This window comes from Nannocystis punicea, assembly GCF_026965555.1.
Classification (GTDB): domain Bacteria; phylum Myxococcota_A; class Polyangia; order Nannocystales; family Nannocystaceae; genus Nannocystis; species Nannocystis punicea.
In genome coordinates this window covers 11,579,581-11,595,579 of the sequence record NZ_CP114040.1, presented here as the reverse complement: position 1 = coordinate 11,595,579, position 15,999 = coordinate 11,579,581, and the positions used below count along the sequence as shown (strand labels likewise).

General features: G+C 71.8%; 11 protein-coding genes and 12 tRNA genes. 16 read left to right on the top strand and 7 right to left on the bottom strand.

The genetic code is table 11. The annotated features are described in order from the left end of the window. The first annotated feature begins 186 nt into the window (after positions 1-186). The 12 genes from O0S08_RS44500 to O0S08_RS44445 all read left to right on the top strand — a co-directional run bounded on the left by O0S08_RS44500 (position 187) and on the right by O0S08_RS44445 (position 1,800). Positions 187-261, top strand: a tRNA-Pro gene (locus O0S08_RS44500). Between the two features lie 186 nt (positions 262-447). Continuing rightward, positions 448-533, top strand: a tRNA-Leu gene (locus O0S08_RS44495). A 34-nt stretch (positions 534-567) separates the two neighbouring features. After that, positions 568-650: transfer RNA gene (locus tag O0S08_RS44490), tRNA-Tyr, on the top strand. A gap of 33 nt (positions 651-683) precedes the next feature. Further along, a tRNA-Leu gene (locus O0S08_RS44485) sits at positions 684-768 on the top strand. Between the two features lie 33 nt (positions 769-801). Continuing rightward, positions 802-884, top strand: a tRNA-Tyr gene (locus tag O0S08_RS44480). A gap of 24 nt (positions 885-908) precedes the next feature. Further along, positions 909-995, top strand: a tRNA-Leu gene (locus O0S08_RS44475). A 34-nt stretch (positions 996-1,029) separates the two neighbouring features. Then, positions 1,030-1,113: transfer RNA gene (locus O0S08_RS44470), tRNA-Leu, on the top strand. A gap of 43 nt (positions 1,114-1,156) precedes the next feature. Then, positions 1,157-1,238, top strand: a tRNA-Tyr gene (locus tag O0S08_RS44465). Positions 1,239-1,384: 146 nt separating this feature from the next. Beyond that, positions 1,385-1,466: transfer RNA gene (locus O0S08_RS44460), tRNA-Tyr, on the top strand. A gap of 19 nt (positions 1,467-1,485) precedes the next feature. Continuing rightward, a tRNA-Leu gene (locus O0S08_RS44455) sits at positions 1,486-1,570 on the top strand. A gap of 36 nt (positions 1,571-1,606) precedes the next feature. Then, positions 1,607-1,688 (top strand) — tRNA-Tyr (locus O0S08_RS44450). 26 nt (positions 1,689-1,714) lie between these two features. Next, positions 1,715-1,800 (top strand) — tRNA-Leu (locus tag O0S08_RS44445). A gap of 10 nt (positions 1,801-1,810) precedes the next feature. Here O0S08_RS44445 and O0S08_RS44440 read toward each other — a convergent pair. From O0S08_RS44440 to O0S08_RS44420, 5 genes are all read right to left on the bottom strand, one after another. Continuing rightward, a complete protein-coding gene (locus O0S08_RS44440) occupies positions 1,811-2,029 on the bottom strand; it encodes a hypothetical protein (RefSeq protein ID WP_269035589.1) in 219 nt (72 codons plus the stop codon). Positions 2,030-2,044: 15 nt separating this feature from the next. After that, positions 2,045-3,028: an FAD binding domain-containing protein gene (locus tag O0S08_RS44435; RefSeq protein WP_269035588.1), complete on the bottom strand. Its 984-nt coding sequence runs from the start codon at positions 3,026-3,028 to the stop codon at positions 2,045-2,047. Positions 3,029-3,188: 160 nt separating this feature from the next. Beyond that, complete coding sequence (locus O0S08_RS44430) at positions 3,189-6,023, bottom strand: molybdopterin-dependent oxidoreductase (RefSeq protein WP_269035587.1); 2,835 nt, start codon at positions 6,021-6,023, stop codon at positions 3,189-3,191. 237 nt (positions 6,024-6,260) lie between these two features. After that, positions 6,261-7,022 (bottom strand): SDR family NAD(P)-dependent oxidoreductase, encoded by a 762-nt coding sequence (locus O0S08_RS44425; RefSeq protein ID WP_269035586.1) that lies wholly within the window; start codon positions 7,020-7,022, stop codon positions 6,261-6,263. Positions 7,023-7,142: 120 nt separating this feature from the next. Further along, entirely contained in the window at positions 7,143-8,618 is a 1,476-nt protein-coding gene (locus O0S08_RS44420) for a hypothetical protein (RefSeq protein WP_269035585.1), read from the bottom strand. A 119-nt stretch (positions 8,619-8,737) separates the two neighbouring features. Between O0S08_RS44420 and O0S08_RS44415 the strand changes: the two genes are divergently transcribed. After that, a complete protein-coding gene (locus O0S08_RS44415) occupies positions 8,738-9,397 on the top strand; it encodes a GIN domain-containing protein (RefSeq protein WP_269035584.1) in 660 nt (219 codons plus the stop codon). Between the two features lie 78 nt (positions 9,398-9,475). Here the strand turns inward: O0S08_RS44415 and O0S08_RS44410 are convergent, their stop codons facing one another. Further along, a complete protein-coding gene (locus O0S08_RS44410) occupies positions 9,476-10,927 on the bottom strand; it encodes a cryptochrome/DNA photolyase family protein (protein WP_269035583.1) in 1,452 nt (483 codons plus the stop codon). A gap of 245 nt (positions 10,928-11,172) precedes the next feature. Next, positions 11,173-12,345, bottom strand: coding sequence for an oxygenase MpaB family protein (locus O0S08_RS44405; RefSeq protein ID WP_269035582.1), 1,173 nt, complete (start codon positions 12,343-12,345; stop codon positions 11,173-11,175). Between the two features lie 81 nt (positions 12,346-12,426). Here O0S08_RS44405 and O0S08_RS44400 point away from each other — a divergent pair, with 81 nt between their 5' ends. The 3 genes from O0S08_RS44400 (at position 12,427) to O0S08_RS44390 (ending at position 15,963) form a co-directional block, all read left to right on the top strand. Further along, on the top strand, positions 12,427-12,915 hold the full coding sequence (locus tag O0S08_RS44400) for a glutathione peroxidase (protein ID WP_269035581.1): 489 nt from the start codon (positions 12,427-12,429) through the stop codon (positions 12,913-12,915). A gap of 364 nt (positions 12,916-13,279) precedes the next feature. Continuing rightward, a complete protein-coding gene (locus tag O0S08_RS44395) occupies positions 13,280-13,774 on the top strand; it encodes a cupin domain-containing protein (protein WP_269035580.1) in 495 nt (164 codons plus the stop codon). A 53-nt stretch (positions 13,775-13,827) separates the two neighbouring features. Next, complete coding sequence (locus O0S08_RS44390; protein ID WP_269035579.1) at positions 13,828-15,963, top strand: hypothetical protein; 2,136 nt, start codon at positions 13,828-13,830, stop codon at positions 15,961-15,963. The last annotated feature ends 36 nt before the right edge of the window (positions 15,964-15,999 follow it).

Genomic DNA, 15,999 nt, shown 5'->3' with positions numbered 1-15,999 from the left:
TGAACGGGGCGCCCCGGTCGGGGTGCAGGCAAGCGCTGCAGCGGGCGCGGGAGACATCCGAATCGTTGCACCTCCGCGGGAGCGCGTCGGCGTGCGCACGTGGGTATCGATCGGCAGGTCGATATCCGCGGCACGAAGCGGCGGCGCTGTGACAGTGTCTCTCGCGCGAGGTCCGTTCATTCGTCACGGGGCATAGCTCAGCCTGGTCAGAGCGTCTGTCTTGGGCACAGAAGGTCGTGGGTTCGAATCCCGCTGCCCCGATCCCCCGTATCAGGCCACGGACGGCCTGAGGGGTACGAGTGGACACAATACGCGCAGGTGCTGGAACTGGTAGACCACTGGCCTCGAGAGCGCCAGGCCCGCCGGGCGTGAGGGTTCGAGTCCCTCCCTGCGCATGACGTATGAATGAACGACCGATCGCGAGGTGAGGGCGAGGTGAGGGGATTTGCGCAGGTGCTGGAATCGGTAGACAACCGGCACTCAAAACGCCGGGTCCTGCGAGGGACGTGAGGGTTCGAGGCCCTCCCTGCGCATGAAGAGGACAGGAGAGAAGCGGGTGATGAATTCCCGCGGGACGCCTCAATGGTGAGGCAGTCGGCTGTAAACCGACGGCGCTTCGGCGCAGGTGGGTTCGATCCCCACCCCGCGGATTTTATTGTTGCGGAGGAGAAGAAGAGGGGCACGCGCAGGTGACGGAATTGGTAGACGACTGGCGCTCAGATCGCCAGGCCCCGCGAGGGCGTGAGGGTTCGAGTCCCTCCCTGCGCATGGATTGTTGAAGAGAGGGCGAGGGTGATTTTTCCGCGGGACGCCTCAATGGGGAGGCAGTCGGTTGTAACCCGAGGGCGCTTCGGCGCGGGCAGGTTCGATCCCTGCTCCGCGGACTTTTTCGAGAGACGGACGAGCAGGCGCAGGTGACGGAATTGGTAGACGACTGGCGCTCAGCTCGCCAGGCCCCCGAGCGGGGCGTGAGGGTTCGAGTCCCTCCTTGCGCATCATCATCATCAAGAGACAAAGCGGGAGCGATACGCGCAGGTGATGGAATTGGTAGACGTACGGCGCTCAGAACGCCGGGCCCGAGCGGGCGTGAGGGTTCGAGTCCCTCTCTGCGCATGTGTTTTTGAAAAGAGAGGGAGAGAGCGAGCGGAGAAAATGACCGCGGGACGCCTCAATGGGAGGCAGCCGGCTGTACACCGGGGGCGCTTCGGCGCAGGCGGGTTCGATTCCTGCCCCGCGGATTCTTGAGAGAGAGTGAGCGACGCGCAGGTGACGGAATTGGTAGACGCCGACGCTGAGGCGGAGGGCTCCGTGAGGGGCGTGAGGGTTCGAGTCCCTCTCTGCGCATGTGTTTTTAAAAGGGAGAGAGAGCGAGGGGAGAAAATGACCGCGGGACGCCTCAATGGGAGGCAGCCGGCTGTACACCGGGGGCGCTTCGGCGCAGGCGGGTTCGATTCCTGCCCCGCGGATTCTTTTGACGACAGTGACGCGCAGGTGACGGAATTGGTAGACGGCTGGTCCTGAGTTGGCCAGGTCCCGGTGGGGCGTGAGGGTTCGAGTCCCTCCCTGCGCATGTGTTTTTAAAAGAGAGAGAGAGCGGAGAAAATGACCGCGGGACGCTTCAACGGGAGGCAGCCGGCTGTACACCGGGGGCGCTTCGGCGCAGGCGGGTTCGATCCCTGCCCCGCGGATTCTTTGTGGAGAAGAAGTGAGCGACGCGCAGGTGACGGAATTGGTAGACGGCTGGCCTTGAGGTGGCCAGGCTCCGGGTGGGGCGTGAGGGTTCGAGTCCCTCTCTGCGCATACGTGGGTGTCAGCTCAGGCGGAGGGCGACCAGCGGGGACGGCTGGTAGCACGGGCGGCTGTCGTTGCAGGCCTCGGGGGCGGCGAGCTCGTCGTCGGGGCCCCAGGGCTGGCAGGTGTGCAGGCACGAGTAGGGGACCTGGTTGCGGGCGAAGGTCAGCTGGAATTCGGCCAGCTCGGCGGCGTCGTGCGAGTGGCCCTTCCAGCGCAGGTGGCGGCACAGTTGCATGGGCTGTCCTCGAGGTCAGGTTGGGGCCGCGGCGGGTGTCGGCGCGGCCTGGGTCGGGGTCTGGGCGAGGGCGCGCTCGAGCGCGTCGAGGACGGCGCCGCGGAGGAGGTCGAGCTTGTAGGCGGTGCCCGTGAGCGGCTTGGCGCCGTCGGCCGCGACGGCGGCTGCGGCGGTGAGGGTCTCGGGAGTGGCGGGTTTGCCGACGAGGAGGTTCTCGACGGCGGCCAGGCGGAGCGGCAGGTTGGCGACGCCGCCGACGGTGACGCGGGCGGTCTGGAGCTGGTCGGCGGCGACGACCAGGCGGACGACGACCTCGACGAGCGGCCACTCCGCGCGGGCGCGGCTGATCGCGCGGACGTAGGCGGCCTGCTCGGCGGCGAGGGGCGGGCCGAGAGTGACGCCGGTGAGCAGGGCGCCGGGCGGGAGCATGTGCTGGCGGCGGGCGTCGGAGGCGTCGCCGTAGAGGCTGGCGAGGGTGTGTTCGCGGTCGCCCGCGACCTCGAGGCGGACGTCGTGGGCGAGCAGCGCGGTGGCCAGCGAGGACGGGTGCGGCGCGACGCACGGGCCGAGGTCGAAGCAGGCGTGGAACAGGTGGTCGCCGGTGCGGGCGGGGCAGCCGCTGCCGCCGCTCTTGAGGCAGTCGGCGCCGGGGCGGCGGTAGTACCAGCAGCGGACGTGCTGGAGGAGGTTGCCGCCGACGGTCGCGCGGGCGCGGATCTGCGGGGTCGCAATGCTGGCCGCGGTGGCGGCGACCGCGGGGTAGCGGGTGCGGACCTCCGGGTGCTCGGCGACGGCCGCGAGGGTGACGAGGGCGCCGAGGTGCAGCTGTCCTTCGCGCCAGGTGATGACGTCGAGGCCGGGGACGTCGCGCAGGTCGATGACTGTCCCTCTGGACAGGTTGAGCCTGCGCCGCTCGGTGAGGTCGGTGCCGCCGGCGCGCGGCTCACCGGCGCGACCGAGAGCGGCGTCGAGGGAGGTGGGGAGCTCGAGGGAGGTCATCCGCGGAGTCCTTGGGAGGTGCGACCGGGAGCGACGGCGAGGGAGTTCATCCGCGGACTCCTTGGAGGATTCGAGTGGAGCAGAGGCCGGCGGCGGGGTGAGGGAGGGAGGTCATTCGCGGGCACGGAGCGGAGGCCAATGGTGGAGCGGGCGTGCGTGGTCATCCGCGGAGTCCTTGCAGGACGCGATCGGGGCGGAGCGGCAGCTCGCGCGGGCGGAAGCCGGTGGCGTGGGCGACTGCGTTGCCGATGGCGGCGGCGGGGGCGACGGTGACGAGCTCGGCGAGGCCGACGCTGCGGCCGTTGACGCGCTCGTAGCCGTCCTCGATGAAGTGGACGTCGAGCTCGCCGATGTCGCCGATGCCGGGGATCCGGTAGTCCTCGAGGCCGCCGGTGAGGAGAGCGCCGGTCCTGGGGTCGAGGCGGCGCTCTTCGTAGAGGGCGTAGCCGATGCCCTGGATCACGCCGCCCAGGGCCTGGCTGCGCGCGAGCGCGGGGGCGACGATGTGGCCGGCGGCGACGCCGGTGTGCGAGCGGAGCACGCGGATCCGCCCGAGCCGGGTGTCGACCTCGACCTCGATGATCTGCAGCGAGCCGGCGACGTAGCGGCCCGGGGCGATGTCGTACATCGGCGGCAGGAAGTAGCCGCCTTGGTCGCGCTTGCGCGTGCCGACGAAGCGCAGCGGCGGCGAGCCGGCCAGGAGCTGCTGCCAGGTGACGACGCCGCGCGGGTGACGGACGCCGCCGGCGACTGCGACGCCCCTGGCGCCGACGAGCTGCTCGGCGCGCTCGACCAACTCGTCGCGCAGCTGCTCGGCGGCCATGATCGCGGCCGGGACCAGCGAGGCGGTGGTGCGGCTGCCGCCGGACATCGGCCCGGGGACGAACGAGGAGTCGCCGATCTGCACCTTCACGTCGGCGGGGGCGATGCCGAGGACCGCGGCGACGGTCTCGGCGAGGACGGTGCGGGTGCCGTTGCCGATGTCCTGGCAGGCGGTCGAGACGACGACGCCCTCGGGGCCGGCGTCGACCTGGACGCGCGCGCTCGGCTGGACGAAGTAGAACCACCCGCCGACGGCCAGGCCCATGCCGCGGCGGTACCTGCCGCGGTCGCTCTGGGCGGGCTGTCTTTCGCGCCATGTCTTCAGGGACAGGGCCCAGTCGTACAGGCGGTTGCGGGCGGGGTTGGGGTCGAAGCGCTTGCGCAGGAGGATCGGGTCGAGCTTGAGGCGCTCGGCGGCGACGTCGACGGCCTGCTCGAGGGCCCAGAACACCGGCGGGCCGCCGGGGCCGCGGAACGGCTTGCCGGGCGGGGCGTGGTTGACGACGTCCCAGTCGGCGATGTCCTTCGGGGCCTTGGCGTACATGAGGCGCAGGAGGACGGTGCTGTTCGAGCCGACGCCGCAGCCGGCGTCGGCGAAGGCGCGGGCGGTGACGCCTTGCAGGTAGCCGTCGCGGTCGGTCGCCACCGCCAGCTCGATCTCCTGCGCCGGGCGCAGGCCGCCGGTCGTCAGCTCCTCGCGCCGCTCGAGCACCACCCGCACCGGCTTGCCGGTGACGCGCGCGAGCTCGACTGCGGCCACGCACTCGAGCTGCAGCGTGGCCTTGCCGCCGAAGCCGCCGCCGACGTACTGCGCGAGCACGCGGACGTGGTCGCGGCGCAGGCCCCAGCGCTGGGCGATGTCCTCGGCGACGGCGTGGACCGACTGGGTCGAGAGGTGGACGGTGACCGCGTCGGCGGCGGTCCAGTGGGCGACGCAGGCGTGCGGCTCGAGGGCCGAGTGGCACTGGACCTGGGTCTTGTATGTCCCTTCGACCAGGACGCCCTCGGCCGGCTTGTCGCGCAGCTTCTCGACCGCGCGGCGGGCCTTGAGCTTGGCGGTGCTGAACAGCTGGAAGGGGCCGCGCACGTTGCCGTCCCAGCCGAGCGGGAGGAGCGGGCCCTCGCTGGCGTTGGGGGCCGACTTGCGGGTGTTGCGGGTGGGGTAGACCGGCGCGGCGCCGTCGGCCCGGGCGGCGTCCATGCCGATCAGCGCGGGCAGGACCTCGAGGTCGAGCTCGACCGCGGCGAGGGCGGCCTCGGCGGTGCGCGCGTCGACGGCGGCGATGGCGAGGAGCTCCTGGCCGGCGAAGCGGATGGTGGTGCCGCCGTTCAGGAGGTCGACCGCCCCGAACACGCCGGGCAGCGCGAGGGCCTTCGACCAGTCGACCTTGCGCACGCGCGCGTGGGCGTGCGGCGAGCGCAAGATCTTGCCCTCGAGCTGCTCGGGCAGCTGCACGTCGACGGTGTACTTGGCGGCGCCGGTGACTTTTTCGCGGGCGTCGTAGCGCGGGGCGGCGGGCTCGGGGCCGACCGGTTTCTCGTAGGCGCCGGAGCTGGCCTTTTGGACAGCTCGGATGATGCCGTCGTAGGCGGCGCAGCGGCACAGGTTGCCGGCCAGGGCGGCGGCGACGGTGTCGCGGTCGGGCTCCTTGTTGCCGTGCTCGGCCCGCCAGCGGGTGTAGAAGGCGCTGGCGGCGACGACGAAGCCGGGGGTGCAGAAGCCGCACTGCAGGGCGTCCTCGGCCATGAAGGCGCGCTGAATCGGGTGCAGCTCGCCGGCCGGGGCGAGGCCCTCGACCGTGGTGAGGCGGCGGCGGTGCAGGGCGACCGCGGGGAGCAGGCAGGCCGCGACCGGGACGTCGTCGAGGAGGACGCTGCAGGCGCCGCACGCCCCGTGACCGCAGCTCTCCTTGCAACCAGTCAGGCCGAGGTCGCTCCGCACGAGCTCGAGGGCGGTGCGCTCGGGGTCGACGTCGAGCGAGCGCGCGGCGCCGTTGACGGTGAGCTCGAGCTTCTGCGGCGACACGGGCTCGGTCGATGCGGCAGGGGTGGCGGCGGCCGGAGCCTCGGCGCGCTCGCTGACCATCTTCGGGGCGCAGCTCTCACCGACGAGGACGGTGGTGCCGCCGAGAGTTCCGCGCAGGATGCCGCGCCGCGAGATCGGTGGGCTCATGCGCGGGATTGTTCGGTGAGCGCGCGAAGGTTGTCAATGGTGCGCGACTTCATGCCGGTAAAGGTCGGGCATCGGCTCGGCGAGGTCCGGATGCGGCGGCGAGCGCTCGCATTCGCGGTCGGCGATTGCGAAGAGCGTCGATTCATGGTCGACGGTGAGCGAGGTGCAGGCGAATCGCGGAGCGCGTGCTCTCGATTCAGCGCAGGCTCGAGAGATGTCGCCGGCGAGCGCCGAACTTCAGCCGCACAGGACGCTGCCGCCGTTGACGTTGAGGATCTCGCCGGTGATGTGGCGCGCCATGTCGGAGGCGAGGAAGACGATCGGGGCGGCGATGTCGTCGGCGGTGGCGACGCGGCGGAGGGGGATCTGGCTCTCGATGCGGGCGCGGTCGCCGGGGTCGTGGCGCAGCGGGCCGGCGGTCATGTCGGTATCGACCCAGCCGGGGGCGACGCTGTTGACGCGGACGCCCGGGGCGAGCTCGACGGCCCACGACTTGGTGGCGGAGATCAGGGCGCCCTTGGAGGCGGCGTAGGGGCTGTAGTCGGCCTCGCCGCGCTGGCCGGCGGTCGAGGTGACGTTGACGATGGATGCCCTTTGGGACAGGCGCAAGAGCGGCAGGGCGCGGGCGACGGCGAGGAAGGGGCCGAGGACGTTGATGTCCATGGTGCGGCGATAGACTTCGACGTCGAAGCGGGCGAGCTCGTCCTGCTCCCACACGCCGGCGTTGTTGACGAGGCAGTCGAGCCGGCCCCACTCGCGGGCGACGTGGGCGAACATGGCGTCGACCTGGGCCGGGTCGGCGAGGTCGGCGGCGAAGCGCAGGTGCGAGACGTCGCTCGCGGCCCGCAGCTCGGTCAGCAAGGACTCGGCGATGTCGTGGCGGTCGCGGTAGTGGACGAGGACGACGGCGCCGGCGGCGGCGAACCGACGGCAAGTTGCGGCGCCGATGCCACGGCTGCCGCCGGTGACGAGGACGTGGAGGCCGGCGAGCGAGAGCATCGCCCACGACTTTGCCACGCCTGGTGAGCAGGCGCGAGCGGCGAGCGACCGCGGGCTTGCGAGCGTCGCCGTTCGCGTGGGGGGACGAAGGACGCGGCGAACCAGCGTCGCCCGTGTTCGTCAGAGGCTGCCCTTGATGGCGACGCCCACGCCGGTGAGGCACATCTCGTCGAGGGTGCCCTCGCCGAGGCCGACGTCGACGGGGGCGTCGAGGCCGGCTTCGGCCAGCATCTCGACCACGCCGGGGTTCGACATGGTGTTGTTGTAGACGCAGCGCAGGCGGACGCGGTCGCCGGCGCGGACGCGGAAGCTCTCGGTGATCGGGGCGTCGTATTGATAGGAGCGCTGCCAGTTGAAGTCCCACTTGGGGGTGTGCAGCAGGCAGGTCTCGCCGCTGCCGTTCTCGACCCATACGCGCATGTCGACGCCGACCTTGTGCATGTGATTGAGGACGGTCCAGACGCGCACGTCGGCGAGGGCGGGGATGTTGTTGGGGACGACGTACTCGTACTCCTCGACGTGGGCCTCCTCGCCGGCGGGGATCATCAGCGGGCCGTCGAGCGATTGGCCGACGCCGGGGGCGCCGATGAGGGTGAAGAAGGTCGACCACTCGGCCGCGGTGTCGCTCCAGCGCAGGGCGAGGCCGGTGCCGCTGTCCTCCTCGGGGCCGCCGCCGGTGGCGTGGTAGTGGACGTTGAGGATCAGCCGCGCGCCGGCCGGCAGCTCGGTCGAGACGCCCGCGGGCGGGACCATCGGCATGCCGCCCGGCACCCAGCCGCCGATCAGCTGCGCGCTGCCGATCCCGGCCCCGCCGCCGCAGTTCTGCTTGATCCCCCCGGGCCAGCTCGCCGAGTCCGCGCCCGCGTCGACGTAGATCAGGACGTGATGCACGATCTTCGGGTTGCCCGCGATCACCTGGATCCCGTCGACGTACACCGGCGCGTCGTTGCCGGGATCGAGGCTGAGGCAGTGGAAGAAGTCGAGGGCGTTGCCGGCCTTGTCGATGCTGACCGGCGAGGTCATCGTGATCGACTTCGTGGGATTGTCGAGGTCGAGCGAGGGCGGCGGCGGCAGCGGGGCGGCGAGCGCGGGGTCCCCCTCGGGCGCGCCCAGATCGGCCCAGTCCTGGAACATGGCCTTTTGGTCATCCGACAGCCGCGGGTCGTGCAGGTAGGGCAGCGGCGGCTGGCAGACGTCGGTCTCGAGCGCGTGCCACGGCGGCATGAGGCCCTGCGCGACGTCGCTGGCCATGATGCCGGCCCACGGTTTGGTCTCCTCGTAGGTGGTCATCGCGAACGGGGCGATCCCGCCGCTCACGTGGCAGCTCTGGCAGCTGGCGGTGACCAGCGGGGCGATGTCCTGATGCCAGTTGGGCCGCACGTCCTCGCCGCCCTCGGTGGTGGCGCTGGTGGTCGGCGCGGGCTCGGTGCTGGTCGGCGGAGCGCCGGTGGCCTCGCTGCCGCTCGCCTCGCTGCTGCCGGCGGTGTCGCCGGTCGACTCGGTGACGACGGCGGTGTCGGTGCCGCCCTGGGGCCCGCCGCAGGCGACGAGGACGAGCGAGGTGAGGAGCAGAGCGCTGCGCGAGACGGAGACCATCGCAGGATGCTGCCACGCGCGCCGGGAAGCCGTCCACGCCTGCCGTGGCGGGCGGCGGGCGGTTCCGCACGGGTACGACGCGCGCCCGCCGACGCCCGGGACGCGATAGGGTGCAGGCCGTGCGCAGGACGATCGCGATGTTCGCGCTGCTGGCGAGCTGTGAGCTGAAGGGCGACGGGGTGCCCGCGGAGGCGGTGCGCATGGTGCCGCCGTTCACGCAGATCGAGGTGTTCGACGACTTCGAGGTGACCGTGGCGGTGCGCCCCGAGCTCGACCCGGAGGCCGACGTGACGCTGCGCGTGACGGGCGACGCGAACGCGCTCGGGCGGCTGTTCACCGAGGTCCACGGGGAGGGAGTGCTGTCGATCGCGGTCAATCCCAACCTGCTCCAAGAGCTGAAGGTGATCCCGACCGTGACGCTCGAGGTGCCGGCGCTGGTCGGGGTGTTCGCGACCGACCGCGCAGTGGTGCGCGTGAGCGGGGCGAGCGAGGCGCTGGCGATCGAGGCGGAGCTGTCGAGCGTGGTCGAGGCGACCGAGCTGACCGCCATCACCGCGGACGTGGTGGCCCGCGACGCGAGCTACGTGACGCTGGCCGGCGCCGGGCCGGAGGTGGCGATCGCGGTGGCCGACATGGCCAGCGTCGACGCCTCCGGGCTGACGGTCGAGCGCGCGGAAGTGACGATCGACGGAGATTCGGCGAACGTGAAGGTGTGCACCAGCGGGGAGCCGCCGGCGATCGTCGGCGAGGCCGAGCGGGTGACGATCGAATGCGCGTGATGTGAGGGACATGCCACCGAGAGAATGTCGTCAAGGACATGTCACGAAGGACATGTCCTGGAGTCGTGATCGGGACGATCACGCGCCGTAGCGGCGCAGGTAGTCGCGGGTCGGCATCTTGCGGGCGGTGTTGTCGCTGCTCATGTAGCGGACCTTGCCGAAGATCGGTCGCTCGGGGCCCCAGGGGCGATCGTAGCGGCCGAAGATCCACAGGATGTTGCTGTAGGAATTGGGGTCGCGGCCGTCGAGGGCGTATTTGTCGTTGAGGCGGATCAGGCAGGCCAGGGCCTCCTGCGGGCCGGGGCTCCACTCGAGGATCTTCTTGCCCCACAGCATGCGCAGGTAATTGGTGATCACGCCGTCGCGGAGGAGCTGGGTCTGGGCGGCGTTCCACAGCGGGTCGGCAGTGGCGGCGCGCTCGAGCCGGTCGGCCGTGTAGAGGTGCGGGCGCGGGTCGTCGGCGTGGTCGGCGAGGGTCTTGCGGGCCCAGACGGGCAGGCTGTCGTATTCCGCGTAGTCGTCGCGGTAGGTGCACATGTTGAAGCCGAGCTCGCGCCAGGTGACGAGCTGGTCGAGGAAGGCCTCGGTGTCCGGGGCGACGCCCCAGAAGCCGTGGCGCTTGCCGCCGGCGTTCTTCTTGAGCCTTTCGGGGCTCCAGCCTGCCTGGCGCATGACCGCGTCGAAGACCTCGTGGGCGCCGACGTGGCCGAAGTGCAGGTAGGGCGAGAGGCCGCTGGTGCCGTGCTCGTCGAGGGTGTTGTGGCTGGTCTCGTAGCTGCCGAGAGTGGCGGCGACGAAGGCGGCGAGGCGCTCGTGACCTGCGAGGCTGCCGCCGCGGCCGGCGGGGGCGACGGTGTGATCGATGGGCAAGGCAGAGAGGTCTTCGGGGATCTCGGCCGGCCAGCGGCGCGTGACTTCGGCGGGCAGTGATTCCAGGGACGGCAAGCGCAGGCGCGCGAACGGGTCGGCGCGCGGCCCCTCGTCCACATGTTTGATAAACGTGGATTGGAGGTAGCGGCGGAAGGCGAAGGCGGTGGGGAAGACGCGGCCGGCGGCGCGGATCGGCAGGAGGCCGTTGCCGTCGACCCGCTCGAGGCGGACCTGCAGCCGCACGCCGGCGGCGGCGACCATGCGCGGGAGGAAGAAGCACGGCCAGTCGTCGGTGACGACCACGCAGGCCTGGGCGGCCAGGGCGGCGAGGAGGCCGGCGCCGGCGCGAGGTCGCGGCTCGACGTAGGGGTAGTAGGCGACGCGGGCGTCGGCGCAGCGGCGTAGGTTGTCGCGCATGCCGGCGAGGACGAAGGCGTGCAGGCGGTCGGAGGCCCACGGGTAGTCGCAGCGCAGCGGCTCGAGCACGAGGAGCGGCTTCTTCAATTCGCGGGCCCAGCGGAGGGCGCGGTCGAGGCTGTGATTGCCGCGGGTGCGGCGGTAGGCGATCATCCAGTAGAGGACGTAGTCGCCGCCCGCGCGCACGGGGGCGTCGTTGACGGCGGTGACGCGCGGGTCGGGGAGCTCGAGCTGGGTGGTCATGGGGAGGGCCGGGTACGCACGGGGAGCTGCGGGGGGCGAAGGGGGCGGGGATGTCCTTCGGGACATCTCGAGAGAGAGCAGGTGGCGGGCGAGGACTGCGCGGCGTGAAGCGTCGAGGATGTCCTGCGGGACAGGTCATGAAGATGAGCGAAGGACAGCCTGGCGCAGCTCAGGCGGAGCGGCGTGAAGCTCTGAAGATGTCCTCCGGGACATGTGATGAAGATGACCCGAAGGACATGTTTTCTTCAGAGAGAATCGGGCGGCGGTGGGCGGCGGCCGAGGCGGTCGGGCATGGGGTAGGTCGGGCGCTCGCCGTTCAGGCCGACGTCGACGACGAGGTCCCAGTAGCGGCGGCCGAGGGCGACGGCGGAGGCGTCGATCGGCGGGAGGGCGGCGCGCAGGCGGTCGAGGCCGCCGAACACGGAGGCGAGCAGCGAGACCGAGAAGGGGTGACGCTCGGAGGGGACGCCGAGCGCGTCGGCGAGGCCGTGGCCGATGAGGTGACGGCAGATGCTGCCGCTGAGGCGCACGCGCGCGGCGGCGAGGCGGCGCTCGCCGGGAGTGCGCGCGGCCTGGAGGGGAGCCTGCAACAACGCAGCGGTGAGCGCCCGCGAGTCGGCGTCGGGCGGACCCTGGGTGAGGAAGATGCACTCGGCCAGGCGCCTCGCTGCAGGCTCGCGGTCGGGCACGAGATCGCCGTCGACGCCGAGGATCCAGCTGGCGAGCCGCCACAGGTGCACGTAGTCGTCGGCCTCGTCAGGGCCGACCTGGAGGCCGAGCAGGCGCAGGCCGTCGAGGTAGATGTGGCTGAAGAGGAGGCCGGTGGCGAGCATGTCGTGCTGGTTGATCGGCACGGCCCAGGCGGCGTGGTTCCAGCGGCCGGTGGCGAGCAGCAGGCGGCGCACCTGGGCGTGCATGAGCCGCACGCGCAGGGCGATCGCGCGGCCCTCTCCGCCAGGTAGGAGACCGCCCGGCTCGCACACCGCGGTGACGAAGCGGGCGGTCTCGGCGAGCCGCCGCGGGGCGGCCTCGCGCAGGCGCCCGCTGAAGGTCAGCGGCTTGTTGCCGGCCGGGGCGGCGTAACCAAGGACGAGCGAGCGCAGGCCGAGCACGAAGCCGCCGACCACACCTGCCCGCGAGAACAGGTGACTGGCGCGCGCGAGCCGGGCCGGCTCGACCCACTCCGGCAGGCCGGCGACCGACTCGAGGAGCGCGGCGACAGGCTCGGGGGCGCGCTCGGGGCGGACCAGGGCGGCCTCGAAGACAGCATGTCCTTCGGGACAGGTCGAGAGCCAGGCGGCGGCCGCGTCGCCGAGCGGGTCGGCGCGCTCGAAGGCGGGCAGGAGTCGGCCGATGAGGTCGCCGAACTGAGCGCGCGCGGCCGGGAGGTTGTGGACGCGGGCAGGGGCTGCGGACATGGCCACGAGCGTGCCACACGTCGGGCGCGGCGCACGCGAGGAGGTGCGCGCGCCGAGGGCGGGCGTGGTAGGGTGCCGGCCATGCAAGGCCCCGCCCTCGACCACGAAGTCCGGACCCTCGCCGGCGCGCCCCGCTCGCTCGCCGACTACCGCGGGCAGGTGCTCCTGATCGTGAACACCGCCTCCCAGTGCGGGCTGACCCCGCAGTACCACGCGCTCGAGGCGTTGCACCAAAGTTTCCGCGGTCGCGGCTTCTCGGTGCTCGGCTTCCCGTGCAACGACTTCGGGGCGCAGGAGCCGGGCTCGCCGGAGGAGATCCAGCAGTTCTGCTCGACGCGGTTCTCGATCAACTTCCCGCTGTTCGAGAAGGTCAAGGCCAAGGGCGACAAGTCGCCGCTGTACCGCACCCTGACCGAGGAGCTGCCCGAGGGCCTGCGCGGCGAGATCAAGTGGAACTTCACCAAGTTCCTGGTCGGCAAGGACGGCCACGTGACGCACCGCTTCGAGCCGCAGATCGAGCCGCTCGCCCCCGAAGTGATGCAGGCCGTCGAGCGGGCGCTGTCCGCATAAGCGACGCTGCGAACATGAGCATGACGGTCCCCGGGTCGATGCGGCAGGTCGCCCACGCATCGGCTCGAGGAGGGCGCCGGATGGCGCTGTCGAGTTCCACCAGGTCATGACTTCGCGGTCCAGCGCACGGCTGATCGCAGGTCGTGAATCCCCCTGATTCGGCGCGCTCGGATGCCCGCGCGCGGGGCCGGTATCGCCGTAGCAGGGCAGTGATACGATGCGCTCAATGAGAGCGCCGGGCCGCGCGACTACGGGTCGGCGAGGTCCGCCGCCTGACTCGGGGCGCCGCGAGCACCTCGAGTTCGACTCCCCGGTCCTTTGAGGCGTTGCCGGGCGCACGCGCCGTGATATACGTTGCGGCGCGATGTCACGCTCCGCCGCGGCGATCCTCTTTGCGATTGCGATGACTGCGGGCTGCGACCGCGCGCCCGCGAAGGCCGAACCGACGCCCGCGGCAGCGGCCGAGCCGGTGCCGCCGAAGTCGCCGCCGCTGCCGGCGGCGGTGACGTCGCTGGCCCAGGCCGAACACCGGCAGAAGGGCGGCGGGGCGGCGCAGATCTGGGCGCTGGCGCGGGGCCGGAACGCGTTCGTCGGCAAGCTCGAGATGGCCCCGGGGGGTAAGGTGCCCGAACACCGCGACCCGACCGAGGAGTACATTCACATCCTGAGCGGCGCAGGCAAGTTCACGATCGACGGTCAATCGCACGAGGTGGGCCCGGGGACGACGATCTACATGCCGCCGGGCGCGCTCGTCAGCTTCGAGAACGGGCCCGAGACGCTGGTGGCCATCCAGGTGTTCGCAGGCCCGGAGCCGGCGGCCAAGTACGACGCGTGGGAGCAGGTGCCGTCGTCGCCGTGAGTCGGGCGCGCGGGGGCGACCGCCGGCGCGTGGGCCCGGTGCTAGGATGGGACATGCGCTCGTATTCGACGTTGTGGTCCGCGGTGCTGGCGACGGGGCTCGTCGCCGCCGGTTGTCGACCCAAGCCGGAGACGACGACCGCTTCGCCGACGGCGACGACGACGGCGCCCGCGGCGACGTCGCGCAGGACCTCGCCGCCCCCGGCGGTCGCGCCGGCGCAGGCGCCGATCGACCTGCTGCCCGAAAGGACAGGTGTGGTGGTGAGCGCGGCGAGCGTGCGCCACCTGCTGCGGGTGGTCGACGTGGGGGCGCTGATCGGGACGTACCGCCCCTATTACGAGCAGGCGGGGGCGTACCTCGAGCAGACGTTCGGCCACAACCTGCTCGACCCGGCGCGCTGGCCGGAGATCGGCATCGACCCGGAGCGGCCGATCGGCGTGGCGCTGCTCGACGCGGGCAGCGCGTCGAGCTGCTACTTCATCTCGCTGACCGACCCCTCGCGCTTCCGGGCGTTCCTCGACCGCGTGGGGGCGAAGCTCGGCGGCTCGCTCGAGTCGGTCTACGAGGACCGCGGGATCGTCCTGGCCCATGAGTCAGGTGTGCGCAACCAGCTGGTGCTGCGCGACGACTTCGCGTTCCTGGTGCTGGTCGGCAACCCGAAGCTCGCGCCCTACGACTTCGCCCGCGAGCTGGCGAGCGTCGACCCGGCCCGCGGCCTGACCGCGTCGCCGCGCTGGCAGCAGGCGATGGGCCGCGGTGCGGGGCGCGACGTGGTGGCGTTCATCGACGTCGGCGGGATGGTCCGCGGGGAGATCGACGCGGCGCGCCGGTTCGCCGACCAGGTGGCGCCGAGCTGGGCGGAGCAGGAGCTGCAGCGGCTGCGCGAGCAGGGGGCGGCGGCCGAAGAGATCGCGCGCTGGGAGCAGGTGGCGGCCGAGGAGCGCGCGTCCCAGAAGCAACGCCGCGAGAGCCGCCGACGCGAGCTGGAGCTGTGGGGCGCGGTGTTCGGGCAGGTGGGGCCGATCGCGCTCGAGCTGTCGCTCGCGCCGGAGGCGATCACCGGCACTGCGCGGGCGCAGATGCCGGAGACCGCGCTGCTGCGGCGAGTGGTGACGGCCGGCGCGGGGCCGCCGGTGGCGATCACCGCGGCGAGCGAGCGGGTGCTCTTCGGGACAGGTGGAAAGCTCGATCTGAGCGAGGGGTCGGCGGGGCTCGACTCGCTGCTGCGCGCCGTCGGCAAGAGCATGGACGAGCTGTTCGTGGAGCTGCAGGCCAAGCTCGGCGGCGACCCGCGCGGGGCGCTCGAGATGCTCGACGGGACGGTGAGCTTCGCGCTGACGGCGAAGGACATGGACGCGATGGCCCGCGGCGGCGGCAAGGAGGAGCTCGGCTTCAACCTCGCGCTCGGGTTCAAAGATCCGGTCATGGCGGCGGCGCTGGTCGGCGTGACGATGGCGAAGATCCCGAGCTCGCCGCTCGGCCTCGCCGGCTTGAAGGTGAAGCGCGGCAAGTCGCGCGGCCACGTGGTGACCGTGCCGGCGTGGCGCGACGTCCACGTGGCGTTGATCGGTTCGACGCTGACGATCTCGACCGACCCGAAGTTCGCGCAGCAGGTCGAACACGGGCCGGCGCGCGTCTGGGAGCCGCGGCTGGCAGCGCTCGCGCCGGTGGTGACGGCCCCCGGCGCGGCGGCGACGCTGCTGCTCGACCACACGCTCCTTCTCGGGATGTTCATGGTCCGTCGTCACTACGAGGGCGGGCGCTACAAGCCGTCACAGAACCAGCCGTACTGGCGCTTCCCGTCGCTGGCGCACGAGGCGCTCGACAAGGTGCCGCAGTCGGCGGCCTACAAGGCGCGGCTCAAGGAGTGGCAGCGGCTGGACGCGAAGATCGAGCGGGCCGAGAAGGCGCAGGAGCGGCGGCGCAGCGAGCTGGCGCTGGCGGCCGCGGACAGCCTGGGAGCCATGGCGATCTCGCTGCACGAGACGCCGGACGGGCTGATGACGGAGGGCGGGCAGTACTTCGGGCCCGGCGGGCTGGCCCGCACGATCGAGCGCGTGGTCGAGGGATTTTCGACGGTCGGGACCGACTACTCGGTCCACGAGGAGCGCGGCCGCGTCGAGCAGGAGTTGCAGGAGATCCGCGTCCGCGACATCGAACGCGCGCTCGGGGTCCGCGCCGGCGAGTAAGCGGCGAGCAGGCGTGGAGCCTGCTCTCCGTCGCGC